Origin of the sequence: Chelativorans petroleitrophicus (genome assembly GCF_025398195.1) — a bacterium.
GTDB lineage: Bacteria > Pseudomonadota > Alphaproteobacteria > Rhizobiales > Rhizobiaceae > Chelativorans > Chelativorans petroleitrophicus.
This window is the reverse complement of sequence record NZ_JAODNV010000004.1, coordinates 108,528-133,225: the sequence shown is the minus strand read 5'-3', so window position 1 is coordinate 133,225 and position 24,698 is coordinate 108,528. Positions and strand designations below refer to the sequence as shown.

General features: G+C 63.4%; 23 protein-coding genes. 9 read left to right on the top strand and 14 right to left on the bottom strand.

The genetic code is table 11. The features are described from left to right. Window positions 1-12: 12 nt before the first annotated feature. From tsaE to NYR54_RS02470, 8 genes are all read right to left on the bottom strand, one after another. Window positions 13-1,515: a tRNA (adenosine(37)-N6)-threonylcarbamoyltransferase complex ATPase subunit type 1 TsaE gene (tsaE, locus tag NYR54_RS02505; protein ID WP_261513866.1), complete on the bottom strand. Its 1,503-nt coding sequence runs from the start codon at window positions 1,513-1,515 to the stop codon at window positions 13-15. A 1-nt stretch (window position 1,516) separates the two neighbouring features. Continuing rightward, window positions 1,517-4,051, bottom strand: a complete 2,535-nt coding sequence (locus NYR54_RS02500) for a sensor histidine kinase (RefSeq protein ID WP_261513865.1) — start codon at window positions 4,049-4,051, stop codon at window positions 1,517-1,519. 186 nt (window positions 4,052-4,237) lie between these two features. Continuing rightward, a complete protein-coding gene (ahcY, locus tag NYR54_RS02495; protein WP_261513864.1) occupies window positions 4,238-5,635 on the bottom strand; it encodes an adenosylhomocysteinase in 1,398 nt (465 codons plus the stop codon). Between the two features lie 145 nt (window positions 5,636-5,780). Continuing rightward, entirely contained in the window at window positions 5,781-6,086 is a 306-nt protein-coding gene (locus NYR54_RS02490) for an HPr family phosphocarrier protein (protein ID WP_261513862.1), read from the bottom strand. Next, window positions 6,083-6,484, bottom strand: coding sequence for a PTS sugar transporter subunit IIA (locus NYR54_RS02485; RefSeq protein WP_261513861.1), 402 nt, complete (start codon window positions 6,482-6,484; stop codon window positions 6,083-6,085). The genes NYR54_RS02490 and NYR54_RS02485 overlap by 4 nt, the downstream gene beginning before the upstream one ends. Window positions 6,485-6,729: 245 nt before the next feature. Further along, window positions 6,730-7,182 carry an HPr kinase/phosphorylase gene (locus NYR54_RS02480; RefSeq protein WP_261513859.1) on the bottom strand — a complete coding sequence of 151 codons (453 nt, stop codon included), beginning with the start codon at window positions 7,180-7,182 and terminating at the stop codon, window positions 6,730-6,732. Between the two features lie 6 nt (window positions 7,183-7,188). Continuing rightward, window positions 7,189-8,970 carry a sensor histidine kinase gene (locus NYR54_RS02475; protein ID WP_261513858.1) on the bottom strand — a complete coding sequence of 594 codons (1,782 nt, stop codon included), beginning with the start codon at window positions 8,968-8,970 and terminating at the stop codon, window positions 7,189-7,191. Between the two features lie 12 nt (window positions 8,971-8,982). Further along, window positions 8,983-9,684 carry a response regulator transcription factor gene (locus NYR54_RS02470; RefSeq protein ID WP_261513856.1) on the bottom strand — a complete coding sequence of 234 codons (702 nt, stop codon included), beginning with the start codon at window positions 9,682-9,684 and terminating at the stop codon, window positions 8,983-8,985. 364 nt (window positions 9,685-10,048) lie between these two features. Between NYR54_RS02470 and NYR54_RS02465 the strand changes: the two genes are divergently transcribed. Further along, a complete protein-coding gene (locus tag NYR54_RS02465) occupies window positions 10,049-11,659 on the top strand; it encodes a phosphoenolpyruvate carboxykinase (protein ID WP_261513854.1) in 1,611 nt (536 codons plus the stop codon). 185 nt (window positions 11,660-11,844) lie between these two features. Further along, a complete protein-coding gene (gene arfB / locus NYR54_RS02460; protein ID WP_261513853.1) occupies window positions 11,845-12,279 on the top strand; it encodes an alternative ribosome rescue aminoacyl-tRNA hydrolase ArfB in 435 nt (144 codons plus the stop codon). Between the two features lie 30 nt (window positions 12,280-12,309). Here arfB and NYR54_RS02455 read toward each other — a convergent pair whose 3' ends face one another. Then, window positions 12,310-14,076, bottom strand: a complete 1,767-nt coding sequence (locus NYR54_RS02455) for an NAD(P)/FAD-dependent oxidoreductase (RefSeq protein WP_261513852.1) — start codon at window positions 14,074-14,076, stop codon at window positions 12,310-12,312. A 34-nt stretch (window positions 14,077-14,110) separates the two neighbouring features. After that, complete coding sequence (locus tag NYR54_RS02450; RefSeq protein WP_261513851.1) at window positions 14,111-15,070, bottom strand: MurR/RpiR family transcriptional regulator; 960 nt, start codon at window positions 15,068-15,070, stop codon at window positions 14,111-14,113. Window positions 15,071-15,331: 261 nt separating this feature from the next. On the opposite strand from NYR54_RS02450, the gene NYR54_RS02445 reads away from it, so the two are divergent. The 4 genes from NYR54_RS02445 (at window position 15,332) to NYR54_RS02430 (ending at window position 19,399) form a co-directional block, all read left to right on the top strand. Further along, the gene (locus NYR54_RS02445) at window positions 15,332-16,147 is read left to right on the top strand and encodes an ABC transporter ATP-binding protein (RefSeq protein WP_261513849.1); all 816 of its coding nucleotides are present in this window, start codon (window positions 15,332-15,334) and stop codon (window positions 16,145-16,147) included. A 10-nt stretch (window positions 16,148-16,157) separates the two neighbouring features. Further along, window positions 16,158-17,006, top strand: coding sequence for an ABC transporter permease (locus NYR54_RS02440; protein ID WP_261513847.1), 849 nt, complete (start codon window positions 16,158-16,160; stop codon window positions 17,004-17,006). A gap of 70 nt (window positions 17,007-17,076) precedes the next feature. Further along, a complete protein-coding gene (locus NYR54_RS02435; protein ID WP_261513845.1) occupies window positions 17,077-18,225 on the top strand; it encodes an ABC transporter substrate-binding protein in 1,149 nt (382 codons plus the stop codon). Between the two features lie 88 nt (window positions 18,226-18,313). Next, entirely contained in the window at window positions 18,314-19,399 is a 1,086-nt protein-coding gene (locus tag NYR54_RS02430) for a Gfo/Idh/MocA family protein (protein ID WP_261513843.1), read from the top strand. 204 nt (window positions 19,400-19,603) lie between these two features. Here the strand turns inward: NYR54_RS02430 and hisA are convergent, their stop codons facing one another. From hisA to hisB, 4 genes are read right to left on the bottom strand one after another with little or no spacing between them, the layout of a single operon-like run. Further along, window positions 19,604-20,350, bottom strand: a complete 747-nt coding sequence (gene hisA, locus NYR54_RS02425; protein ID WP_261513842.1) for a 1-(5-phosphoribosyl)-5-[(5-phosphoribosylamino)methylideneamino]imidazole-4-carboxamide isomerase — start codon at window positions 20,348-20,350, stop codon at window positions 19,604-19,606. Continuing rightward, entirely contained in the window at window positions 20,347-20,997 is a 651-nt protein-coding gene (gene hisH, locus NYR54_RS02420; protein ID WP_261513841.1) for an imidazole glycerol phosphate synthase subunit HisH, read from the bottom strand. The genes hisA and hisH overlap by 4 nt, the downstream gene beginning before the upstream one ends. Continuing rightward, entirely contained in the window at window positions 20,997-21,491 is a 495-nt protein-coding gene (locus NYR54_RS02415) for a DUF2628 domain-containing protein (RefSeq protein WP_261513839.1), read from the bottom strand. The genes hisH and NYR54_RS02415 overlap by 1 nt, the downstream gene beginning before the upstream one ends. A 5-nt stretch (window positions 21,492-21,496) precedes the next feature. Then, window positions 21,497-22,105 carry an imidazoleglycerol-phosphate dehydratase HisB gene (gene hisB, locus NYR54_RS02410; RefSeq protein ID WP_261513838.1) on the bottom strand — a complete coding sequence of 203 codons (609 nt, stop codon included), beginning with the start codon at window positions 22,103-22,105 and terminating at the stop codon, window positions 21,497-21,499. A 159-nt stretch (window positions 22,106-22,264) separates the two neighbouring features. On the opposite strand from hisB, the gene hslV reads away from it, so the two are divergent. Genes hslV through hslU form a run of 3 tightly spaced genes read left to right on the top strand, consistent with a single transcriptional unit; the run spans window position 22,265 to window position 24,655 of the window. Continuing rightward, on the top strand, window positions 22,265-22,816 hold the full coding sequence (gene hslV, locus NYR54_RS02405; RefSeq protein ID WP_261513837.1) for an ATP-dependent protease subunit HslV: 552 nt from the start codon (window positions 22,265-22,267) through the stop codon (window positions 22,814-22,816). After that, window positions 22,803-23,348: a GNAT family N-acetyltransferase gene (locus tag NYR54_RS02400; RefSeq protein WP_261513835.1), complete on the top strand. Its 546-nt coding sequence runs from the start codon at window positions 22,803-22,805 to the stop codon at window positions 23,346-23,348. The genes hslV and NYR54_RS02400 overlap by 14 nt, the downstream gene beginning before the upstream one ends. After that, window positions 23,345-24,655 (top strand): ATP-dependent protease ATPase subunit HslU, encoded by a 1,311-nt coding sequence (hslU, locus tag NYR54_RS02395; protein ID WP_261513833.1) that lies wholly within the window; start codon window positions 23,345-23,347, stop codon window positions 24,653-24,655. The genes NYR54_RS02400 and hslU overlap by 4 nt, the downstream gene beginning before the upstream one ends. The last annotated feature ends 43 nt before the right edge of the window (window positions 24,656-24,698 follow it).

Here is a 24,698-nt window from a genome sequence, read left to right as displayed (position 1 = left end):
CGATCCTACCGCTCACTCGATTTCTCCGTCGAGGACACCGTGCCGCTGGTAGAAGGCGGCAAGATCTTCGAGCGCTGGATGGCCAAACAGGCGAGTCAGATAACCCCTTATGCGCGGCAGGTGAGCCAGATAGGCCGGCTTGCCATCGCGCCGGTCGAGCCGCACGAAGATCCCGAGCAGCTTGGTGTTGCGCTGCGCCGCGGTGATCGCATAGGCCTCCTCGAACGCGACCCTGTCGAAGCCTGGCGCGGTGCGGGCCGCGCAGTAGGCATCCAGGATGGTGCGCTCCAGCTGTGGGGAAATGGTCGCGCGCCCGTCAAGCGCGAGCGAGGCCACGTCATAAGCCGCGGGGCCGCACACGGCGTCCTGGATGTCGATGACACCCAGCCGGTCGAGACCCTGTCGGTCTTCGCGCCAGATGATGTTGGGCGAATGGTAGTCGCGCAGCACCAGGCTTTTCTCGGCTTTGTCGAGCCGCCTGAACAGCTCATCCCAGAGCCCGGAGAATTCGCGGCGCTCCTCTGCCGTGGCATCGCGACCCTTCACATAGGGCAGATACCAGTCGAGCAGGAGTTCCGTTTCGATCGCCATGGCGGCGTGGTCGTAGTCTGGGACCACATGGTCCTGCTCGCCGGGTACAGGGAGGCTTCTCGGCCACTCGAGTTCGTGTAGGTAGGCAAGAAGCCGTGCCGCCGCCTCGTAGCGCTCCGCAACCGGCTCGCCGCCTGACCCGAGGAACGAGCCGGTGCCGAGATGCTCCAGAAGCAGGAGTCCCTGGTCGAGGTCCTGCGCATAGATCTCCGGGGCAGAGATGCCTGCCCGGCGCAGCGCGTTTGCCACCGCCACGAAGGCGGAAACGGAGCGCGAAAGGCGGGCAATGCGGCTATAGGGCAGCCCGTGACGGATCACAGGCTCATCACGCCGTTCCGGCGCATTCATCAGCACAAGCGGCGTCCCCGCCGAAGGATGAATGGTTTCGTAGGTCCGGGCGGAGGCATCGCCGACGAGATGAACGCGCCAGGCATCCCCCTGCCCCGCCGTCTCGAGAAAAGCGCGGATTCGGAACGCGCGCTCCAGCCGTGCGGCGGCCTCCTCTTGGGCCGTGATTTCAGCCTCCCGCCCATCGTCCTTTTCCGAAAGGCGGACCTCGATCGCGTCGGCAAAGGTGCCCGGCGCCCTCTCCGGCCATTCGACCAGGATCACACTTTCTTCCAGCGCCTCGTCGAGCGCCAGTTCCTCCACTTCGCCCGGATCGGCCAGGCGGTAGAGATCCACATGCTGGACCGGAAAACGCAGCGCATAGTTCTGCACCAGAGTGAAGGTCGGGCTCGGCACTTCCAGCGCGCGGTCGCCAGCGAGCGAGCGAATGACGGCGCGGGCGAGGCTCGTCTTGCCAGCGCCGAGATCGCCATGAAGCAGCACGGCGTCGCCGGGCCGCAGGGCAGCGGCGATGTCGTTGCCGAGCCGCTCGGTGGCGCCTTCATCCGGCAGGATGCGCTTGAAGGTGCGGTCCATCCTACTCCGCCGCGGCACGCACAGCCCGGGGCTCAAGCGGAAACCGGCAGACCACGGCGGTGCCCTTGTCCGGCCCGGTGTCGATCTCCACCGTGCCGCCGTGCAGCTCGACGAAGCTCTTGACGATGGAAAGGCCGAGGCCCGCCCCGCGCCGGCGCCCGCCCTGGCTTCGCGGCTCGAAGCGCTTGAACACCGAGGCGAGCACGTCAGGCGCAATTCCCGGGCCGTTGTCATGAACGCGGAACTCCACCGCCTCGCCATTGAGCCTGGCCGAAAGCGTGATCCGGCCGCCTTCTGGAGCGTAGTTCGCCGCGTTGCTCAAGAGATTGTAGAGAATCTGGCGCACGCGGTTTTCGTCCGCGTGGAAGCTTTCCGGCGCCTCGTCCGTCTCGATGCTGAGGGTGATCTGATGCTCGCGCAGCCTGTCGGCAACCAGCTGGGCGGCGGCGTTGATGATCGGGCGGACCTGCACCTCGCCGATTTCCAGCTCCATGATCCCGGCGTCCACCGTAGCAAGGTCCAGGATATCGTTCACGACCGTCAGAAGCAGTGATGAAGACGAGCCGATATGATCGACATATTCGCGTTGGCGCTGCGTCAGAGGTCCGGTCGTTTCCAGAGCTAGCAGTTCGGTGAAGCCGATGATGTTGGTGAGCGGCGAGCGCAGCTCGTAGGAAACGTGCTGAACGAAATCGTTCTTCAGCTTGTCCGCCTTCTCCAGCGCCTCGTTCCGCTCCTTCAGCGCACGCTCGACATTCACGCTGTCGGTTACATCCACGAAGGTCAGCATCACCTGCCCGTTGGGCAGGTTGACGACGGCGTAGTTGAGAATCTTGCCGTCAACGAGCTCCGTACGGCCGTGCCGGTCGCGCCGCTCGTCGTCAAAGCCCGTTACCGCAGCGACGAAATCGCCCCAGGTGCTGTCCTTCGCCACTGCATCGCAAACGGCCTTGAGCTCGGAAATATGCGTATCGCCATTTCCGATCAGCTTTTCAGGGATGTTCCAGAGCGTCCGGAAAGCAGGGTTCGACAGTCGCAGCCGGCCATCCGGGCCGAAGACGGCCACGCCTTCGGCCAGATTGTCGAGCGTTTCGCTCTGAACGCGCACGATGGCGTTGTAGCGGCTTTCGAGATCGATCTTCTCGGTCAGATTCTCGAAAACCCAGGTCACGCCGCCCTTGGCCTGCGGGCTTGCGACGACACGGATCGTGCGCCCGTCGGGCAGGTGCCACCAGTGCTCCTGCGCCTCGACCGAGCGGTAGGCGGAAAGGAGCTGCTCCTTCCAGCGGCGCCATTCCGGCTGCTCGGCAAGCTTGTTCTCGCTGCGCAGGCGATCGAGAAGAAGCGCGTTCTCTGGCCCGCTCTCCAGGAAGGCGGGATCGAGGCCCCAGAGCTTCTGAAAGGCCTGATTGTAGAATTTGAGCTTCTGGTCGGCGTCGAAGATGGCGACGGCCGTGGTGAGCTGGTCCAGCGTATCGGAGTGGCTGCGCAGTGTACTTTCATATTCCCGCCGCAGCGCCTCGATCTCACTCCTGTCGACGGCAATGCCGGCGCTGCGGTTTGCCTCCGCGTAGTTGGTAATGGCGAAGACACGGCGGTCACCCTCCACGACCGTGGAAAAGGCATCGCGGAAGACCGGCTCGTTGAGATGATGCCGCTGCAGCGCGGCGCGGGCAGCCGTCGGCAGGAACTCGCGGCTTTCGCGTGTGGCGGCCTCGGCGCTTTCAGCCTCCACCGCGCGCGCGTAGGCCGCGTTGACCCATTTCAGCTGGCCCCGTTCGTCGCGCAGCCAGAACGGCATGTCGAGCGCGTTGATGAGGCCAAGGATGCCCTGATAGTCGGCAACAATCCGCTCGTGCTCCAGCTTCAGCCGAGCGTGCTCGGTCTGCGCCGCCGTCAGCGAAACGAAACGGATCACCGAATGAAGCGCAGACTTGCGGCCCTGCACTTCAAGCAGAATGCCCTTCTGCGTTTCCACCACCAGGTCGAAGCCAGCGCCCGTGTCGCGCAGCGCCGCCGCCGCCTTGTCGAGCGCCGCGGCGGATTTGGGCATCAGCCAGCGGCCGAAGGCAAGGAATGTGCTGCGCTCCCGCGGAGCGCCGCTGTCATCCGGCAATTCGCCAAGCAGGGCGGGCCGGCCGCTTCCGGACCACACGAGGAGGCGTTGGTCTTTCAGGTTGAGCAGCGCCTCGGTGCGCGACAGCGCGCCCGAAAGCTCCGCGACGCGGGCTTTCAGCTCCTCGTTCTGCGCCGCAGTACGGCCGCGTTCGCGGATGAGCCAGATGGCCGAAAGCAGCGCCGCGCCCATGACGCCGGCGAAAATGGAAAGCTGGATGACTTCGATCGTCTTGAAGGAAATGGTCTCCGTCGCGGCCGCCGCACCATTCGTTTCGGCAGCCGCGGCAATCCTTGCCGCAAGCCATGAACAGGCAAGGACTGGCAGCAACACAGCAAAACGGGCCGCCCCCCGGCCATTTTCATTCCTATGGGGCCGCTGCCCCGCAGCCTCGCCGCAAAGCGGGTCGTGCCCCGGCATGCCTTGTTCCTCTCCGCCGCACGATATCAAGACCGCCCGATCCGCACCGCCGGTCGACGGTGCCCCTCGAATCAGCGCACTGTAACCCTTGAGTGAATCGACGTGAAGATGAAAGCGGCGGCAAAAGTGTCCCGGTGCCGATGTCCGGCACCGGGAGACAACCTTCTGAATGCGCAATGATGAAAGCTAGTAGCGGTAGTGGTCGGGCTTGAAGGGGCCTTCCGGGCTGACGCCGATATAGGCGGCCTGTTCGGGCGAAAGCTCCGTCAGCTTGGCGCCGAGCTTGCCTAGATGCAGCCGCGCCACCTTCTCGTCCAGGTGCTTGGGCAGCACATAGACCCTGTTCTCGTACTGCGCGCCCCGGGTCCACAACTCCATCTGTGCCAGCACCTGATTGGTAAATGACGCGGACATTACGAAGCTCGGGTGGCCCGTGGCATTGCCGAGATTGAGCAGCCTGCCCTCCGACAGAAGGATGATGCGCTTTCCGTCAGGGAAGTGGATCATGTCCACCTGGGGCTTGATGTTAGTCCATTTGAAGTTGCGCAGGGCCGAAACCTGAATCTCATTGTCGAAATGGCCGATGTTCCCCAGGATGGCCATATCCTTCATCTTGCGCATGTGATCGAGCGTGACCACGTCCCGGTTGCCCGTGGCGGTGATCACGATGTCGGCGGTGGGCGCGGCCTCGTCCAGCGTGACGACCTCGAACCCGTCCATGGCTGCCTGCAGGGCGCAGATCGGATCGGCTTCCGTGACCTTCACCCGGGCTCCGGCGCCCGCGAGCGACTGAGCCGATCCTTTGCCTACATCGCCATAGCCGCAGACCACGGCCACCTTGCCGGCCATCATCACATCCGTGGCGCGGCGAATGCCGTCCACGAGGGATTCCTTGCAGCCGTACTTGTTGTCGAATTTTGACTTGGTGACAGAGTCGTTCACATTGATGGCTGGGAAGGGCAGAAGACCCTTCTTCTGAAGCTGGTAAAGCCGGTTGACGCCAGTGGTCGTCTCCTCGGTCACGCCGCGAATGGCCGCGCGCTGGCGCGTGAAAAAGCCGGGCGTCTCTGCCATCCGCTTTCTGATCTGGGCGAAAAGAATCTCCTCCTCCTCGCTGCCGGGATCGGACAGCACGTCCTCGCCCGCCTCGGCGCGCGCGCCAAGCAGGATATACATGGTGGCGTCGCCCCCGTCGTCGAGGATCATGTTGGAGGGCTCGCCATCCGGCCACTGGAAGATGCGGTCGGTGTAGGACCAGTATTCCTCCAGCGTCTCGCCCTTGACGGCGAAAACCGGGGTGCCCGTCTCGGCGATCGCCGCGGCGGCGTGGTCCTGGGTGGAGAAGATGTTGCAGGACGCCCAGCGGACCTCCGCTCCGAGCGTCTTCAGCGTCTCGATGAGCACAGCCGTCTGGATGGTCATGTGCAAGGAGCCGGAGATGCGCGCTCCCTTGAGAGGCTTCTTTTCGCCGAACTCCTCGCGGCAGGCCATTAGGCCGGGCATCTCGGTTTCGGCGATCTCGATCTCCTTGCGGCCCCACGCGGCAAGGGACATGTCGGCTACGACGAAATCATCGGCGGCCATGGCTGGACTGAAGCTCCCAATAGTTTTGGACCGGGCACCGGAAACAGGCGCGTTCTTGGCTCCTGCCTATCAGATGGCAGCTGATCCGACAATGATATAAAGAAATCCTTATCCGTATATACGAGGTAGGCGGCGATCCGCCGGCTTAGCATTCCTCGCCGAAACGCCCGGAAATCAGCACCTCGAGCGCGGCCATAACCTCTTTCGCTTCGGGACCGCGCGCGGTTACGCGGATGGAGCAGCCGGGGCTCGCCGCCAGCATCATGAGGCCCATGATCGAACCGCCCCCAACGGAGATGCCGTCCCGTTCGACCGTCACGTGCGCGTCATAGCTGCAAACGAGCTGCACGAACTTCGCCGATGCGCGGGCATGCAGGCCGCGCTGGTTTACGATCTGGAACTCCCGGACAATCGTGTCCTCGCCGGCGGATTTCGAGGATGCGGCGCTCATTTGTCGTTGAGCACCTGGCTGGCTACATTGATGTATTTGCGGCCCGCCGTCTGCGCCTCGGTGAGGGCAAGGGCCATGTCGTCCTCGGCGCGCACGCTGGACAGCTTGATGAGCATGGGCAGATTCATACCCGCGATCACCTCCACCCGCCCCGGGTTCATGACCGAAATGGCGAGATTGGAGGGCGTTCCGCCGAACATGTCCGTCAGGATGATGACGCCGGAGCCACTGTCGGCGCGGGCGACAGCCTCGACAATGTCGAGGCGGCGCTGCTCCATGTCGTCCTCAGCACCGATGGACACCGTCTCAAGCTGACTCTGCGGACCTACGACATGTTCCACAGCGTGGCGGAACTCCTCCGCAAGCCGCCCGTGCGTGACAAGGACGATTCCGATCATCGCAAGACCCCGCGGCAGCGTGCCGGTGCGGCACCGAAGGGCGCTGGCCGCAGGCTTCCGCTTTCATACTTGGAGACTGTCAAGGAACTCTCCAGTTCAACGGCCCGGCGGTGCGAGAAACGAATGCCCGCCATTCATTCCCGACCACCCGGCAGCCGAATTAATCAGGAGCGCTATCTTGTCAACGGGGGACCGGTTGGCAAGCCCCAAAACTGCCATCACCAGGTCGATTTTCACGATTCCGCTTAGGACGCGCCTTCAAAAGGCGGAAATGCAAGCCATGCGGCAACGGCAAAGAGGGCGCTTTCGGTATCCCGTTCCGCAAGGCGCAGGCAGGGCAGTTCCACCCCCTCCAGATTCACCGTCTCATCCTCGCGGAAGCGGGGTGCGACCTCCGTCGGCACCAGCCGCACCAAGAGATCGACCACCGCCCGCCTTTCATACGGGATGGCCGCGGGCCCGAAACCGCGCGCTTCCGCGAGACCCTCAATACCGGAGGGGGCCTCCCCGATCAGGCGCCCGTTGGCGGCTTTCAGGAAAACTTGATCGTCCGAAACCAGACGTGCAAAGCGCCCCACGGCGGCAGCGTGGGTGAGCAGCCCCAGCGCGAGCCTCGTCTTGCCGGAGCCCGGATCACCGGTAATCAGAACGCCGCGGTCGCCCAGAATGACGAGGCTGCCGTGATGATTGGCTGGCAAGGACCATCATCCTTCCGCCGGGAGCGAGATGACGAAGCGAGCGCCCCGCACCTCGCCGGGCTTGGTGCCGGGAATGTTCTCCGCCGTCAGCGTACCGCCATGGGCCTCGACGATCTGCCGGCTGATCGACAGGCCCAGCCCGGAGTTCTGGCCGAACGCTTCGCCAGCAGGCCGGTCCGTATAGAACCGTTCGAAGATCCGCTCGATATCGTCAGCGCGGATGCCGGGGCCGTTATCGTCCACGGTGAGCAGAATGCGGAGGCCGGACCGCGACAGCGTCAGTTTTATGTGCCCCTCCCCTTCCGGCACGAAGGAACGTGCATTCTCGATCAGGTTGGTGAGGACCTGACCAAGCCTCAGGTCATGGCCCTGAACGATGAAGTTCTGGTCTGGCTTGCCCTCAGTAACAAACTCGATATTGACCTTCTTTCTGCTGCCCAGGTCGCGCGCAGCGGCTACGATGTCGCCCACGAGCTTCTTCAGATCGACCGGCTCGGCGTCTTCCCGCACGAACTCCGCATCGAGGCGTGAGGCATCCGAAATGTCGGTAATCAGCCGGTCTAGCCGGCGCACGTCGTGCTGGATCACCTCCATCAGCCGGTCGCGCGACTTCTGATCCTTCGCAAGCGGCAGTGTCTCCACGGCGCTGCCCAGGGAGGTGAGCGGATTTTTCAGCTCATGCGCGACATCAGCGGCAAAGCTTTCGATGGCGTCGATGCGCGCGTAGAGCGCTTTGGTCATGTCGCGCAGCGCGATGGAAAGATTGCCGATCTCGTCCTGGCGGTGCGAAAAGTCGGGAATCTCCTCGCGCGTGCGCACGCCCCGGCGCACGCGGATGGCCGCCGCCGCCAGCCGCCGCAGCGGATTTGCGATTGTGGAGGCAAGCAGAAGCGACAGAACGGCCGTGACAGCCGCGGCAACGCCGAAGACGCGCAGGATCGCCAGCCGCTCCTCGGCGATGATGCGGTCGATATCGCCTTGGGTGGAAAGCTGCAGCGCACCAAGAACGGCGCGGAAACGCTGGATGGGAACGGCCACGGAGATGATGTACTCGCCCTGCTCACTGCGCCGGCGCGCCACCTCGGTCCTGCCGTCGTTCAGGGCGGTCATGACTTCTTCGTAGGCAAGGCCGCTGCCGCCCGGCTGCTCCTTGTCGATTGGCAAATCGCTGCTCTGGAAGAACGCCGTTAAGCGCTTCTTAAGCTGTTCGAAAAAGCTCTCTTTCTCATCGCCGATGGTCGGCAGGTCGTATCGCAGCACCTGCCCGCGCGAATAAAGATGGCGCGAGTCGAGCAGCAGGTTGGCGTCGCGGTCGTAGATGCGCGCACGCGTCTTGCCGGGCGTGATCAGGCGCCTGAGCAGCGGGGCGACGATCTCGGGATTGATGGGAAAGCGCAGGCTTTCCAGCTGATCGGTGCGTGGCGGCAGGCTCTCGCCCGCCTGCAGCTCCAGAAGCTTCTCCGGATCGATCATGATGGAGTCGGTCTCCACCGTCGCGGAGGCGGCGATGGCGCCCGCGATGATCTGCCCCTGCGTCCTGAGACTCTCGATCTGCGCGTCGATAAGCGCGTCACGGAACTGGTTGATATAGAGGACGCCGATCACGAGCACGCTGATGGCGGCGAAGTTTAGAATGAGGATGCGCCGCGTCAGGCTGGAGAACATGTAGTGCCCGAGCACGCGGCGGACGGGAACGGCCAACCGTCCGAGCAGCCGGGAAGCGCCGGCCGCTCGCGCGGACCCGCCCTGGAACGAGGATATGCGCTTTTCTTGTGCCTCTATGACCATTCAGCCAATTCGCTACACCTCGCGGAACCGATAGCCGACTCCATAGAGGGTCTCGATCATGTCGAACTCGGGGTCGACCGCCTTGAACTTCTTGCGCAGCCGCTTGATGTGGCTGTCGATCGTCCGGTCGTCGACATAGACCTGTTCGTCATAAGCCGAATCCATCAGCGCGTCACGGCTTTTCACCACGCCGGGGCGCTGCGCCAGCGCATGCAAGATCAGAAACTCGGTGACGGTCAGAGTCACCGGCTCGCCTTTCCAGGTGCAGGTGTGGCGTTCCTGGTCCATCACCAGATGGCCGCGTTCCAGCGAGCGCGATTGCTTGTCCGCCGCCTTCGCGCCGCTGTCGCGGCTGCTCGCCCGGCGCAGCACGGCGCGCACACGCTCCACCAACAACCGCTGAGAAAACGGTTTTCTCACGAAATCGTCCGCGCCCATCTTGAGACCGAAGAGTTCGTCGATCTCATCGTCCTTCGACGTCAGGAAGATCACCGGAACGTCGCTCTTCTGGCGCAGCCGGCGCAAAAGCTCCATGCCGTCCATGCGCGGCATCTTGATGTCGAGAATGGCCAGATTCGGGGGCCTCGCGGTCAATCCTTCCAGCGCCGATGCCCCGTCCGTGTAAGTCTCCACGCGGTAGCCTTCGGATTCCAGCGCGATTGAGACGGACGTCAGAATATTGCGGTCGTCATCAACAAGCGCGATTGTCGCCATGTCTGGAGGCTCCCTCATCATCGGCAGACGTCCCTTCCTGCAGCAAGCGTTGCGCGCAGTAGCAGGACAAATTGGGTACAAAATGTGGCACATTCTCCCGATCAAGTCACCAGCACCGGCCCGGTGCGACGGTTTCACGCAACGCGGGATTGTCGCTTCTTCTTCTTGCAATCAGAACGTCGGCACCGCCGTACGCCGACCCTCTATCATTTAAACGATTTAGCCGGCGCTTAAATTTTTTAAATCGATTAATGATTTGAAATCACTTGGTTTTTCTGCTTCAGACAGGCTACGGACGCTCTATGCGGCCGTGCTCATCCGGCCTTCCGCCGTTTTCCATCAACGCGAGTCGAAAAGTGATCCCATGAACGAGTCCGGCCTCCGCAATCCCGCAATTGGCATCGATAAGATCGGCGTGCAGACTGCGGGGACCGTCTATTTTAACCTGCTCGAACCGCAGCTTTACGAGGAGGCGGTCCGGCGCGGCGAGGCGCAGCTTTCGGCTCACGGGGCGCTGACCGCCGAGACGGGCCAGCATACGGGCCGTTCGCCCAAGGACAAATTCATCGTTCGCGACGCCGAGACCGAAGGCACGATCTGGTGGGACAACAACAAGGCCATGGCGCGGGAGGCGTTCGACCGCCTGCTCGCCGACTTTCTGCACCACGTGAAAGGGCGAGACCTCTTCGTGCAGGATCTCGTGGGCGGCGCCGATCCCGACCATGCGCTGTCAGTGCGCGTCGTTACCGAATATGCCTGGCATTCGCTCTTCATCCGCAATCTCCTCATCCGGCCGTCGCGCGAAGCGCTGGCGACTTTCGAGCCGCGCATGACGATCATCGATCTGCCCTCCTTCCGGGCGGATCCGGCACGCCACGGCTGCCGCAGCGAGACGGTGATCGCCATCGATCTCACACGCATGATCGTGCTCATCGGCGGCACGTCCTACGCGGGCGAGATGAAGAAATCGGTCTTCACCGTTCTTAACTACCTGCTGCCCGCCCGCGGTGTCATGCCCATGCACTGCTCGGCCAATGCGGGGGCTCAAGGTGACGTGGCACTCTTCTTCGGCCTTTCGGGCACGGGCAAGACCACGCTTTCGGCCGACGCCTCGCGCACGCTCATCGGTGACGACGAGCATGGCTGGGGACCGCACGGCATCTTCAATTTCGAAGGCGGCTGCTATGCGAAGACCATCAAGCTCAGCCGCGAGGCCGAGCCGGAAATCTACGCCGCCACCGAGCGTTTCGGCACGGTGCTCGAAAATGTGGTGCTCGATGAAAATCGTGTGCCGGACTTCCACGACGGCAGCCGGACGGAGAACACGCGCTGCGCCTACCCGCTGCACTTCATCCCCAATGCCAGCAAGACCGGTCGCGCTGGCCAACCGAAAAACATCATCATGCTGACGGCGGACGCCTTCGGCGTCATGCCGCCGATCGCCAAGCTCACACCGGCGCAGGCGATGTATCATTTCCTTTCGGGCTACACGGCGAAGGTGGCGGGGACGGAAAAGGGCGTGGTCGAGCCCGAAGCCACCTTCTCCACCTGCTTCGGCGCGCCTTTCATGCCGCGCCACCCCTCCGTCTACGGCAATTTCCTGCGGGATCTCATCGCCCGGCACAATGTGGATTGCTGGCTCGTCAACACGGGCTGGACGGGCGGCGCCTATGGCGTCGGCCACCGCATGCCGATCAGGGTGACGCGCGGGCTGCTCGCAGCCGCCCTCGACGGCTCGCTGCGCGAGGCACAGTTCCGCACGGACCCGAATTTCGGCTTCGCCGTTCCGGTGAATGTGCCCGGCATTGACGCGGCCATCCTCGATCCGCGCGCCACCTGGGCCGACCGGGCCGCCTATGACGCCCAGGCGAGCCGCCTCGTGGGCATGTTTGTCGAGAACTTCGCGAAGTTCGAAGCCCATGTCGAAGCCGATGTGCTGAACGCTTCTCCGCAGCTCCGCCAGGCGGCGGAGTAGGATCAGCATCAGCGCACAGGAGCGGGGCGAACATTGTTCGCCCGCTCTTTTCATGCATATGGCTCACATTGTGTGGCTTTAGCGAACGACAACCCTTTGCGTTAAGCGCCATTTCCTCCTTGGCATCGAACCGAAGTTGAACATAGAAGGGCAAAAAGGAAGCCGCGCATTCGGGGAGATGCCGCATGAGCAGCGGCGGTCTCGACATCCGCCCGGGCATTTTCGTCGAGGAGGACGAGCTGGAGGAGCAGTTCATCCGCGCCTCCGGCCCGGGCGGCCAGAATGTGAACAAGGTGGCGACGGCGGTGCAGCTTCGCTTTGACGCCGCCCATGCGCGCCACCTGCCCGAGCGCGTCCGCGAGCGCGCGCTGAAGCTTGCCGGCAGCCGCGCCACCAAGGACGGGCACATCATCATCGAGGCGGCCCGCTATCGCACGCAGGAACAGAACCGCGCCGACGCCCGCGCCCGGCTCACCGAGCTTCTGCGCCGGGCATCAGAGCCTCCGCCCCGGCCGCGCAAGAAGACCAAGCCGTCGCGCGCGGCGGTCGAAAAGCGGCTCAAGGAAAAGGCGGAGCGTTCATCAACCAAGAAACTGCGCGGCAAGCTCAAGCTCGATTAAGGCCGGTCCGCTTAGCCGGCCCAATACCGGTTAATAGACCGGCGTTTCGATGCCTTCCATCCGCGCCTTGAGCTGCAGCGCAACGAATTTCGAATAGAAGCGCGAAAGGGCGAGGTTGCCGCCGTGGAACCAGAGCGCTTCCTGTGCGGTGGGCTTCCACATATTGCGCAGCTCGCCCTGCCAAGGGCCGGGATCACCGGGCGTTCCCGAACCAAGGCCCCAGCATGGACCAACCCGGTCCGCCACTTCGCGCGAGACGATCTCGGCCACCGTTTCATGCATGGAATGATAACCCGTGCACGCAATGACGGCATCGGCCGGAATCTCGCTTCCGTCGCGGAACTTGATCGTGTTGCGGGTAAGCCTCTCGATCTCGGTGCCGCTTTTGACCGCAATCTCGCCCTTGATAATGAGATCGGAGGCGCCGACATTGATGTAATAGCCGGAACCCGTGCGATAGGCCTTCATCATGAGGCCGGTCTCATCAGGACCGAAATCAAGCGCGAAGCCGGCCTGCGCGAGTTTCTCGTAGAAATCAGCGTCCCGCGCGCGGATCCTGTCATAGAGCGGCTTCTGCGTCTCCGGCAGAAGGGCGAAGGGCATCGAGGCCACCTTCATGTCCGCGATCTCGGTGGTGATGCCCCGTTCGATGGCCGCTTCCGAATAGATGTCGAAGGCAAGCTCCATCAGCGTGCCGGATTGGACGACGGTGGTGGGCGAGCGCTGCACCATCGTCACCTTGGCACCACTCTCCCACAGATCGACGGCAACGTCATGGGCCGAGCTTGCGGCACCGACCACGACGCAGTTCTTGCCCTTGAAGCGCGTTCCGTCGCTGTAGCGGCTCGAATGCAGGATTTCGCCGGCAAAATCCTCAGTGCCCGCCAGCTCGATTTCGCGCGGCGGGCCATAGGCGCCGGTGGCGAAGACGAGATGCCGGGGCTTTAGCACCACGCTCTCGTCACCCCGGTCGACCTCCACCGTCCATTCCTTGCGTTCCGAGTCATAGGAGGCGCGGCGGCATCGGCTGGAGGGCCAGTAGTTGAGCTCCATCACCTTTGCATACATTTCCAGCCAGTCGCCCATCTTGTCCTTGGGCGTAAAGACTGGCCAGTTGTCGGGAAAGGGGATGTAGGGCATGTGGTCGTACCACACGGGATCGTGCAGCACGAGGGAACGGTATCGCTTGCGCCAGGAATCGCCCGCCCTCGCGTTCTTCTCCAGGATGATGGTGGGAACGCCAAGCTGCTTCAGCCTCGCGCCGAGCGCGATGCCGCCCTGCCCCCCGCCGATGATGACGCAATAGGGCTGCTTGCTGTAGCCGAGCGAGGCTTCCTCGCGCCGGCGCGCCTCCAGCCAGGTTTCGCGGTTCGGATCGGCTTCATGCCGCACGCCGAGCGCCCTGCGGCGGCCCCGTTTTTCCTCATGGCCCTTTAGCTCGCGCATGGCAGTGAGAATCGTGCGGCAGCGCCCGTCCGTTAGCCGCAGGATGCCTTCGCCGCGCGCCACGGCCGTCTCGAAGGTGAACCAGGCTTCGACCGTATCGCCGTCCCTTGTCGCCTCGCCCGCGATCTGCCAGTCGGAAGGTTTCGTGCGGGCAAGCGTGGCCGAGAGCATCGCCTCGATGGCGCTGCGCCCCTCCATCGTCTTGATGTTCCAGGTGAAGGTCAGAAGGTCGCGCCAGTAGCACTCTTCAAGAAACAGCGCGCTTACTGCCGCCACATTCCCGCTTTCCAGAGCCTCGGAGAAGCTGTGAAGCCAGATGGCCGCCTGCTGGGTGGGTGATCTGTCGAGCATGGATTCCCCTTCTTTCTTTGCCTCTGCTCACAGTTCAGTCGCCGAGTGGCTCCAGTTCCTTCCCGCCGCGGTGGCTCAGCACATTGTACTTTATGCGCCTGAGCGTTTCGCGCGCATGCGTATCGAGCTTGTAGGCGGCGGCTGAGGACAGAAGGTCTATCACTGCCAGGAAGGCAAAGCGCGAGGCCGTGGGCTTCAGCGTGTCCGGATATTCGGGGATCGCCACCGACAGGGCGACATCGCAGGCGCGCGCCAGATTGGTGTCCGGCGCGGTGATGCAGATGGCCTTCGCGCGATAGTGCCGGGCAAGCTCCACCGCCTCGATGACTTCGGGCGTGCGGCCCGTGGCGGAAATCGCGATCACCACATCGTCCTTGCCAAGGGTGGAGGCCGTCATACGCATGAGATACGGGTCACTGTGCGCGCTGACGGCGAGCCCATAGCGGAACAGGCGGTACTGGGTTTCCTGCGCCAGCGCGGAGGAACTGCCACCAAGTCCGAAGACGGTGATTTGGCGGGCCTGCGCGATGAGGCTTGCCGCCTGCTGCACCTGCTGAGGGTCGATCTGATGTTCCGCCTCGTCGATCGCGCGGCGCGCTTCGTCGAAAACCGCTTTCCAGCAGGGCAGGCCGCTGTCCTCGCGCTGGAGAGACTCGCGGGGAATGGAAAGGTAGAGAGCGCCGACGACGAGGCTCTGGGCGAGCTTCAGCTTGAAGTCGCGCACCCCCTCGCACCCGATGGCCCGGCAGAAGCGCGTTACGGTCGGCTCGCTCACATTGGCGCGGTTTGCAAGCGCGGCGTTGGACGCATCGACCGCGAATTTCACATCCTCGAGCACCACATCGGCCACCCGCCGCTCGGAAGGGCGCAGATCGCGATAGAAATCCTTGATCTGGGAGATGATGTCCGGAATGCGCCGGGGCGCAGCCACGGGCGGAGCGTCCGCTCCTGTCTCCTCCGGCCCTGACCCGGCATTTGCGCGGGCACCCGTCATGCCGATCCCCTCCAGCTCGCCGCATGGGCTTCGCGCGCTGGCGCCGCGACGGTCAGCCGCCATGCCCGCGATTGATGACTATGTAAGAAACCAACACGCTTTGCAAGGCGGGGCTGCAATCAGGAAACGCAAGGGCTTCAGTCCTGTCACGGGCAGGGCGAAGACCATCCCCCAAGCGCCGCCTTGACAGGATAGTAGGAAAGTCACAGACTGCCCCGGTACGACAAGGTGACGCAGATCACCGTGACCTTCGAGGGGTAGATGAACGCAGTCGATGCCAAGCCTGTAAAGCTGGCTGTCCGTTCGGCAACAAAGGTCTACCGCACCGCGTCGGGCGATCTTCTCGCCCTCGACCGCTGCAATCTCGAGATCGGCAGAAACGAGATCGTCTCCGTCGTCGGTCCCTCGGGCTGCGGCAAGACCACGCTGCTGTGGTCAATGTCCGGCCTGCACAGCCTGACGCAGGGCGAAATCCTGCTCGACGGGCAGGCGCTCACGGGACCGCATCCCGACATCGGGCTCGTGTTTCAGGAAGCCAATCTCCTGCCCTGGCGGGACCTTGACGCCAATATCCGCTTTCCTTTCGAGATCAAGGGGCAGACACCCGACAACGAGTGGATAGACCATCTGCTCCATCGCGTGGGCCTTGGAGGCTTCGGCGGCAAATACCCGCGCGAGCTTTCAGGCGGCATGCAGCAGCGCGCCTCGATTGTCCGCGCGCTTTCCCTGAAGCCCTCCGTGCTTCTGATGGACGAGCCTTTTGGCGCGCTCGACAGCTTCACCCGCGAGGAGATGAACCGGCTGGTAGAGGAAATCTGGCTCGATACACCCACCACGATCGTCTTCATCACCCACAGCATAGAGGAAGCGATCTTCCTGTCCGACCGGGTCGTGGTCCTGTCGCCCCGGCCGGGCCGGGTCCAGGCGGAGTACGAGGTGCCGTTCCCCCGACCGCGCTCGCTGGAGATCATGGCCACCAAAGAGGTCTTCGACCTCACCAACGCCATAAAGAGGGAGATCGTCGGCTCGCGCAAGCGTGCGGGGGAGACGGTCCGCGAAGTGCAACACGCAAGCTGAGGTCGCGACGGTGTCAGGGACGGACGCAATCCCCGAATTCCCAAAGCGAAGCGCCGCCGATGGCGCGGATGTCAGCCTCACCAACATGTCGGCCCTCACCTCAGGGCCGGGCGTCCGTTCCTTGTGGGAGGTGGCGGCCATTGCCGCCGTTGCCGTGCTCATAATAGGCGGGGCCGAGTTCCTGCTGCGGTTCTTTCAGGTGCCGCATTATGTGTTGCCGCCTCCGAGCACAATCTTCATGGCGCTCATCACGGAGTTCCCGCACATCGCGCCGCATCTCGGCCACACGCTGGTGGAGCTTTTGGCGGGCTTCGCCATCGGCGCGAGCATCGGCCTCGTAATGGCGGCGGTGATCACGCAGGTCCCGTTTCTCGAAAAGATCATCGCCCCTTATATCCTGCTTCTGGTGACCACGCCGATGCTGGCGCTTGTGCCGCTTCTCATCCTGCGCCTGGGCTTCGGCTACGAGCCGCGCATCGTGGCAGTGGCACTGGCTGCCGGGCCGATGGTGATGATCAACGCGGCCACCGGCTTCCGCCGGGTGGATAGCGCCAAGATCGCGCTTGCCCGTTCCTATGGCGCAAGCACGCTGCAGATCTTCTGGAAGATTCGCGCTCCCATGGCGCTGCCCATGATCCTGGTGGGCCTGATGATCGGCGCGATTTTTGGCCTGCTGACGGCCGTGGGCGCGGAGATGGTGGGCGGCGGCTTCGGGCTCGGCAACCGGCTGACCACCTATTCCTCAATGATCCAGATGCCGCAGTTCTTCGCGGTGGTGTTGATCCTCTCGATACTCGGCATCCTGATCTACATGCTGTTCTTCCTCATCGGGAAGAAATGGGCAAGTTGGGAGGCATGAGTGCCGCCAGGCATGGCCGCATGAAACAAGAATGACGGAACAAAGCGTTGTGGAGAATGGGAGAGCAAAGATGACGAAGCTGCAATCCGGCATGAGCCGCCGCTACTTCCTGCAGGTGACGGGCAGCGGCCTGGTGACGGCGACCGCGCTGGGCGGCTCGGCCTTGCAGGCACGCGCAGAGCCCTACGACACCTTCACCTGGATTTCGCCGCGCGGCACGCTGGAGGTGCTGGACGATTATCCCTACTGGTCCGCACTGAAGATGGGCTATTTCGGCGATCTCAAGACCGAGATGCAGCCCGGGCCCTCCGACGGCACGGCAACCGTGAAGTTCGTCGATGTCGGCCAAGCGGACATGGGCTTCCCCTCGCCCGGCGTCTTCTCCTTCGCCATCGAGAACGGGATGAATCTCAAGTCCGTGTTCCATATGGGCGCGCGCGACACCTTCTCCATCGCCTTCCGCAAGGGCGAGGGAACGCGGGACCTGAAGCAGCTCGAAGGCAAGACCATCCTTTTGGGCTCCGCCGCCTGGCAGTCGATCGTGGACCCGATGCTGGCAGCCCAAGGCGTCGATATAACCAAGGTCAATTACGTGGAGGCGGGCTGGCCGACCTGGGCCACCGCGCTTGCCGCCGGCCAGGGCGATGCCGCGCTGTCCTGGGAAGGCCTGCGCGCCGAATGGATCGCCAACGGCCTCGAATTCGAGTACTGGCTCGGCGTCCAGCACTCCACGCTGCCCGCCAACACCTTCGTGGTGCGCAGCGCGGATCTGGAGGACCCCGACCGCAAGGCTTTTCTGGAGAAGTATCTGCGCGGCTGGGCCATGGGCCTCGAATTCGGCTATCTGAACCCGCGCGCCGCAGTCGAGGCGGTCTATGAGCAGTTCCCGACCTTCGCCAGCAATACCGGCCCCGAGCTCGGAACAACATCGATCCTGCAGCAGATCAACGTCTTCCGCGGGGATATGGAGAATCGAGAGGGCTGGGGCTGGCACGACATGTCAAGCTGGCAGGCCTTCTTCGATCAGATCCACGCCATCGGGCAGATCACCAAGCCGGTGAAGGCGGAGGATGTCTGCACCAACGAGCTGATCGCGGCCGCCAACGACTTCGACCATGAGAAGGTCAAGGCCGACGCGGAAGCTTACCAGCTGTCTGAGGAGTTCGCCGCGATCGACGTGGAAAACATCCAGGCGCACATGTTCGACAACGCCGTGTGATTGCGGCCGGGACCGGATGACCTTGCGTGGCGGGCGGTGCAGCGCGCCTCCCGCCTGATGCGAAGCTTGTAATTGCAGGGAGGGAAAAGTGCCCGACAAGGTTAAGATACTCGTGGTGGGTCTGGGCAATATGGGCGTTTCGCACGCCAAGGCCTATCACAAGCTCGACGGGTTCGAGATCGTAGGCCTTATGAGCCGCACGATCAAGAGCCACGAACTGCCCGAACCGATTTCGGGCTATCCGCGCTTCGAGAATTTTGAAGAGGCGCTGGCCGAGACGAAGCCGGATGCCGTCTCCATCAACACATGGCCCAACACGCACGCCGAATATGCGCTGAAGGCGATCGAGGCGGGCTGCCATGTGTTCATGGAAAAACCGCTCGCCACCAATATCGAGGATGCGGAAAAAGTGGTGGCAGCCGCGCGGGCAGAGAACCGCAAGCTGGTGCTCGGCTATATCCTGCGCGTGCATCCGTCCTGGATGAAATTCATCGAGGTGGGCCGCACGCTCGGCAAACCGCTGGTCATGCGCCTCAACCTGAACCAGCAATCGAGCGGCCCGGCCTGGCATTGGCACAAGAACCTAATCGATTCGCTCATCCCCATCGTCGATTGTGGCGTGCATTATGTGGATGTGATGTGCCAGCTCACGGGTGCGAAGCCTGTTCGCGTGCACGGCATCGGAGCAAAGCTCTGGGCCGAGGCCGCGCAGCAGAATTACGGCCACCTGCATGTCACCTTCGATGACGGGTCCGTCGGCTGGTACGAGGCCGGCTGGGGCCCGATGATGAGCGAGATCGCCTACTTCGTGAAGGATGTGGTGGGGCCCAAGGGCGCCGTCTCCATCGTTGCGGGGCAGCAGGAAAGGAGCGACCGCGCGACGGACGAGCTTTCCGATTCGGCGGATATCGACCAGCACACCAAGACGGACGCCATCAAGATCCACTATGCGGAGGTGGACGAGAACAAGAATTTTGTCCGCAAGGACGAGATCCTGAACATGAAGGACGAGCCCGATCACCAGGAGCTCTGCAACCGCGAGCAGGAATTCTTCCTGCGCGCCATCCGCGAAGATCTGGATTTGTCCGAATCCATGGAAGCCGCCGTCAACAGCCTGCGCATCGTGCTCGCGGCTGAAAGGAGCATCAAGGAGGGGCGAGCGATCAATTTGTAATCAGCGCGCGCCTGAAGAGCGCCCTGCGAGGAGGACGCCGGGCGCGGATCGTCAAATACCGTGGCCGGTTTCCGGCCATGGCCGCTCAGACTGAACAAACGATGCTGTGGAGGCACAGACGCGGTAAGTGCCGTGGGTTCGCGCCGCCGAGCGCGTCAGGCGCTCAGTCGCTCTGTACACAGCTCTCTCGTTATCATGGGTGCTTTATGCACCCTGGCCCGCACGAGCCTTGCGCAGGAGGGCAAGTGCCTCTTTCGGATCGATGCGGCCGTCATAGAGCGCCCGTCCGGAGATCGCTCCTTCGAGCTTTGCCGCGTCGGACTGCGTCATGCGTTCGATATCGGCCATCGAGGCAAGCCCGCCGGAGGCGATGACGGGGATCGACACGGCATCCGCAAGCGCAATCGTTGCCTCCCAGTTGATGCCGGTAAGAACGCCATCGCGATCGATATCCGTATAGATGATCGCCGCCACGCCTGCTCCCTCGAAGCGTCGCGCCAGTTCGATGGCCGTGAGGTCGGAGATTTCCGCCCAGCCTTCCACCGCGACCTTGCCGCCGCGCGCATCGACTCCGACGGCGATCCTGCCCGGAAATGCGGCGCACGCCTCGCGCACCAGCACGGGGTCGCGCACCGCCGCCGTACCCAGGATCACGCGCGCGAGTCCCTTGTCCAGCCAGGCTTCGATCTGCTTCATCGACCGGATGCCGCCGCCAAGCTGAACCGGGTTCTTCGTGGCCTTCAGAATTGCCTCGACCGCTTCGCCATTGCGACTCTCGCCGGCAAAAGCGCCGTTGAGATCCACCACGTGCAGCCATTCAAAGCCCTGCTCCTCGAAGGCCCTGGCCTGCGCGGCCGGATCGGGATTGTAGACGGTGGCCTCGCTCATCTCGCCGAGCTTCAGCCGCACGCATTCCCCGTCCTTTAGATCGATGGCCGGGAAGAGGATCATGGCTTCCACCTCAGAAAATTGGCGATCAGAGCCAGGCCCAGCGTCTGGCTCTTTTCCGGATGGAACTGCGTGCCAGCGAGATTGCCGCGCGCAACGGCGGCGGTGATCTCACCGCCATAGTCTGCAGTGGCCAACACATCCTCCTCGCGCGTGGCATCGAGATGGTAGGAATGCACGAAATAGGCGTGCAGCCCGTCCGGCCCGGTGGGAATGCCCTCAAACAGCGGGTGAGAATGTTTCACGTGAATCGTGTTCCACCCAATCTGCGGAATTTTGAGCGCGGGATCGTTGGGCGTGACCTCCTTCACATCCCCCTTGATCCAGCCGAAACCCCTGGTCACCGTCTTTTCGAGCCCGCGCTCGGACATGAGCTGCATTCCCACGCAGATGCCGAAGAAGGGACGCCCCTTGCAGATGGCCGCCTCCTCGATAGCCTCGGTGAGGCCCGGAACGACATCGAGACCGGCGCGGCAGTCCGCATAGGCGCCGACCCCGGGAAGCACGATGCGGTCCGCAGTGCGGACTCGTTCGGGATCGTCCGTCAGATCGATCTCAGCGGAAATCCCAGCCTCCGCCGCTGCCCGCTCGAACGCCCTCGTGGCGGAGCGCAGATTGCCAGAGCCGTAGTCGATGATAGCGACGCGCATCAGCCCCTCCGCGGATAGTCGATCAGGCCGAAGGCGAGACCCCGCGTTCTCATACTCCCCGGAGAGACCGGCCTCCCTGCGCTAAAAGCGGGCGGGACAGCTGATGGCTGCGCGGCCGGTGCCTCCTCGCCCGCCTCGGCGGCATAACGCAATTCGGCTTCGGCGTGATTGGCGCCCTCGACCACACCCCAATCGGTCCAGCCCCGGCGGCGCAGCGCGGCTGCACGAAGCGCCGGCGCCTCAAGCCCGATCAGAATCGCGAGAAGCACTGACACGATCGGCGTGAAGATATCTCCTTCCGTGAAGCTTCCGACCGCTCCGATCACGAGAACGAGCGCCAGGAAGGCGAGCGCCTCGAGCCACATGCGGTGCCACAGGAACCAGATCAAAGGAAAGAGGAAGGCCGTAAGCGAAAATCCGTCGCGTATGATCAGCGCTTCCTCGGCCTTGACCGGCCCAGCCCGTGGCGGCTCCATGACCAGATAGCTCGTCATCGAGGTCAACCGCTCAGCGTACCCTTGGTGGACGGCACGGCGTCCGGCTGGCGCGGATCAGGCGCGAGGGCCGCGCGCAGCACCCGCGCCACCGCCTTGAAGCAGGTTTCGGCGATATGGTGTGAATTGGCACCGTAGTGGTTGACCACATGCAGCGTAATGCCCGCATTCTGCGCCAGCGCGTTGAAGAACTCGCGCACGAGTTCCGTATCGAAGGTGCCGATCTTCGGGGACGGGAAGTTGACCTGCCAGACGAGAAACGGCCGGCCCGAAACGTCCACCGCTGCACGCGTCAGCGCCTCGTCCATGGCAAGGTCGAGCGAGGCGTAGCGCACGATGCCGCGCCGCTCGCCGAGCGCACGGGCGATGGCCTGGCCGATGGCGATGCCGCAATCCTCTACGGTGTGGTGATCGTCAATGTGAAGGTCGCCTTCGGCCTTGACCGTCATGTCGATCAGTGAGTGGCGGGAAAGCTGTTCCAGCATATGGTCGAAGAAGCCAACCCCCGTCGCGATCTCAAAGCGGCCCTCGCCGTCGAGATCGACGGTCACGGCGATCTTGGTCTCGTTCGTGCTGCGGCTGATCTCGGCCCGGCGCTGGTTCGTGGCAGCCATGGCTCATCCCTCAATGCGAAAAGAAGCCTGCCTTTTAGTGCATGTGAAACGCGATTGCCAGCGGCGCACGATGCTAACGGGCGGACCGTTTGCATTCTTCCGGCGGCGGCTTACATAAGCGCTCGGAATGCGCCCGCAGCGCGCAGCTGGAGCAGGCTTATGAGCGACAATCTTATCATGCACGGCACCACCATCGTCACCGTCCGCAAGGGAGGGAAGGTGGTCATTGCCGGTGACGGCCAGGTGAGCCTCGGTCAGACGGTGATGAAAGGCAATGCGCGCAAGGTCCGGCGCATCGGCAAGGGTGATGTCATTGCCGGCTTTGCGGGCGCGACGGCCGATGCCTTCACGCTGCTGGAACGCCTCGAGAAGAAGCTGGAACAGTATCCCGGCCAGCTCATGCGCGCCTCGGTGGAGCTTGCCAAGGACTGGCGGATGGACCGCTATCTGCGCCGGTTGGAGGCGATGATGCTGGTTGCCGATCGCCACGTGACGCTGGCGCTCACCGGTACCGGCGACGTGCTGGAGCCGGAAGGGGGCGTGATGGCAATCGGCTCCGGCGGCAATTATGCGCTGGCGGCGGCCCGCGCTCTGATGGATACGGACAAGAGCGCGGAGGAGATCGCTCGCAGGGCGATGGAGATTGCCGCAAGCATTTGCGTCTACACCAACGATAACATCATCCTGGAATCGCTGGATGAAGAAGGCTGACGCCGCCTTGATCCGGTTCGAGCCCGTGGAGCACAGGCACCTGCCCCTGCTCGACCGTTGGCTGCACGCGCCCCATATGAGGGAATGGTGGGGCGAGCCGGAAGAGGAGCTCGCCATGATTCGCGACATGATCGAGGGGCGGGATACGTCGAGGCCGTTCCTCATCGTGCTCGAAGGTGAGCCGGTGGGCTACATTCAGTACTGGTATGTGGGCCATCACCAGAATGAATCATGGCTTGAAAAGACTCCTTGGCTCAGGGAACTCCCGGCCGATACGGTGGGCGTGGATCTTTCCATCGGCGATCCCGCAAAGCTGTCGCAGGGCATCGGCTCCAGGGCGCTGAAGGCCTTCGCGGAGAAGCTGGTCGCGGATGGCCACGAAAGCATCATCATCGACCCGGACCCGGCCAATCTGCGCGCCGTGCGCGCCTACACCAAGGCGGGCTTCCGGCAGGTGCCGCATCTGGTTGGCCGCACGGGCGACAGCCTCATCATGCAATTCAAATCAAGCGCACGAGAGACGACGAGATGACCAATTTTTCCCCGCGCGAGATCGTTTCCGAGCTCGACCGCTACATCATCGGCCAGAGGGAGGCAAAGCGTGCGGTGGCTATCGCGCTTCGCAACCGCTGGCGCCGGCAGCAGCTCGAGCCGGGTCTGCGCGAGGAGGTGATGCCGAAGAACATTCTGATGATTGGCCCGACCGGCGTGGGCAAGACTGAGATTTCGCGCAGGCTCGCTAAGCTCGCCGGCGCCCCCTTCATCAAGGTGGAGGCCACCAAGTTTACCGAAGTGGGCTATGTCGGCCGCGACGTGGAGCAGATCGTGCGCGATCTCGTGGAGGTTTCCATCGGGCTCACGCGCGAGAAGATGCGCGAGAGCGTTAAGGCGCGCGCGCACATGAACGCTGAGGAGCGCGTGCTGGAGGCACTTGTGGGCCGCACCGCAAGTCCAGCCACGCGCGACAGTTTCCGCCAGAAGCTCAGGAACGGGGAGCTTGACGACAAGGAGATCGAGATCCAGGTGGCCGATACGAGCAGCGGCCTTGGCAGCTTCGAGATTCCCGGCCTTCCCGGCGCTAATATCGGCGTGCTGAACATTAACGACATGCTGCAGAAGGCGATGGGCGGCGGGCGCACCAAGACCATCAAGACCACCGTTCGCGATTCCTACAAGCTCCTGATCGATGACGAATCCGACAAGCTGCTCGATCAGGACGAGGTAGTCCGCCGTGCGCTGGCTGCTGCGGAGAATGACGGCATCGTCTTTCTCGACGAGATCGACAAGATTGCCGCGCGCGAGGGTGGCCTGGGCGCGGGTGTTTCGCGCGAGGGTGTGCAGCGGGACCTCCTTCCGCTCGTTGAAGGCACGACGGTGGCGACCAAATACGGACCGGTGAAGACGGATCACATCCTGTTCATCGCCTCGGGCGCCTTCCATGTATCGAAGCCTTCCGACCTCCTGCCCGAGCTTCAGGGCCGACTGCCCATTCGCGTGGAGCTGCGCGCGCTTGAGAAGGAGGATTTCCGGCGCATCCTCACCGAGACGGAGGCGAGCCTCATCAAGCAATATGTGGCGCTGATGGCGACGGAAGGGGTGGAGCTCGAATTCACCGACGACGCCATAGACCGCCTCGCCGCAATCGCCGTCGATCTCAATGCCAATGTCGAGAACATCGGCGCTCGGCGGCTGCAGACCGTAATGGAGCGGGTGCTGGACGACATCTCCTTCAACGCGCCCGACCGTTCCGGCTCGCGTGTCGTGATCGATGCGGCCTATGTGGACGAGCATGTCGGCGACCTCGCCAGGAACACGGATCTGTCGCGCTACATTCTGTGACCCGTACGACACGGGCCGGAGGGAGAGCTTGCGGGCAGGGAAA

Coding starts and splice junctions, on each gene's coding strand:
- tsaE (WP_261513866.1), bottom strand. CDS start 1,515: ATGGACCGCACCTTCAAGCGCATCCTGCCGGATGAAGGCGCCACCGAG.
- NYR54_RS02500 (WP_261513865.1), bottom strand. CDS start 4,051: ATGCCGGGGCACGACCCGCTTTGCGGCGAGGCTGCGGGGCAGCGGCCC.
- ahcY (WP_261513864.1), bottom strand. CDS start 5,635: ATGGCCGCCGATGATTTCGTCGTAGCCGACATGTCCCTTGCCGCGTGG.
- NYR54_RS02490 (WP_261513862.1), bottom strand. CDS start 6,086: ATGAGCGCCGCATCCTCGAAATCCGCCGGCGAGGACACGATTGTCCGG.
- NYR54_RS02485 (WP_261513861.1), bottom strand. CDS start 6,484: ATGATCGGAATCGTCCTTGTCACGCACGGGCGGCTTGCGGAGGAGTTC.
- NYR54_RS02475 (WP_261513858.1), bottom strand. CDS start 8,970: ATGGTCATAGAGGCACAAGAAAAGCGCATATCCTCGTTCCAGGGCGGG.
- NYR54_RS02470 (WP_261513856.1), bottom strand. CDS start 9,684: ATGGCGACAATCGCGCTTGTTGATGACGACCGCAATATTCTGACGTCC.
- NYR54_RS02465 (WP_261513854.1), top strand. CDS start 10,049: ATGAACGAGTCCGGCCTCCGCAATCCCGCAATTGGCATCGATAAGATC.
- arfB (WP_261513853.1), top strand. CDS start 11,845: ATGAGCAGCGGCGGTCTCGACATCCGCCCGGGCATTTTCGTCGAGGAG.
- NYR54_RS02455 (WP_261513852.1), bottom strand. CDS start 14,076: ATGCTCGACAGATCACCCACCCAGCAGGCGGCCATCTGGCTTCACAGC.
- NYR54_RS02450 (WP_261513851.1), bottom strand. CDS start 15,070: ATGACGGGTGCCCGCGCAAATGCCGGGTCAGGGCCGGAGGAGACAGGA.
- NYR54_RS02445 (WP_261513849.1), top strand. CDS start 15,332: ATGAACGCAGTCGATGCCAAGCCTGTAAAGCTGGCTGTCCGTTCGGCA.
- NYR54_RS02435 (WP_261513845.1), top strand. CDS start 17,077: ATGACGAAGCTGCAATCCGGCATGAGCCGCCGCTACTTCCTGCAGGTG.
- hisA (WP_261513842.1), bottom strand. CDS start 20,350: ATGATCCTCTTCCCGGCCATCGATCTAAAGGACGGGGAATGCGTGCGG.
- hisH (WP_261513841.1), bottom strand. CDS start 20,997: ATGCGCGTCGCTATCATCGACTACGGCTCTGGCAATCTGCGCTCCGCC.
- NYR54_RS02415 (WP_261513839.1), bottom strand. CDS start 21,491: ATGACGAGCTATCTGGTCATGGAGCCGCCACGGGCTGGGCCGGTCAAG.
- hisB (WP_261513838.1), bottom strand. CDS start 22,105: ATGGCTGCCACGAACCAGCGCCGGGCCGAGATCAGCCGCAGCACGAAC.
- hslV (WP_261513837.1), top strand. CDS start 22,265: ATGAGCGACAATCTTATCATGCACGGCACCACCATCGTCACCGTCCGC.
- NYR54_RS02400 (WP_261513835.1), top strand. CDS start 22,803: ATGAAGAAGGCTGACGCCGCCTTGATCCGGTTCGAGCCCGTGGAGCAC.
- hslU (WP_261513833.1), top strand. CDS start 23,345: ATGACCAATTTTTCCCCGCGCGAGATCGTTTCCGAGCTCGACCGCTAC.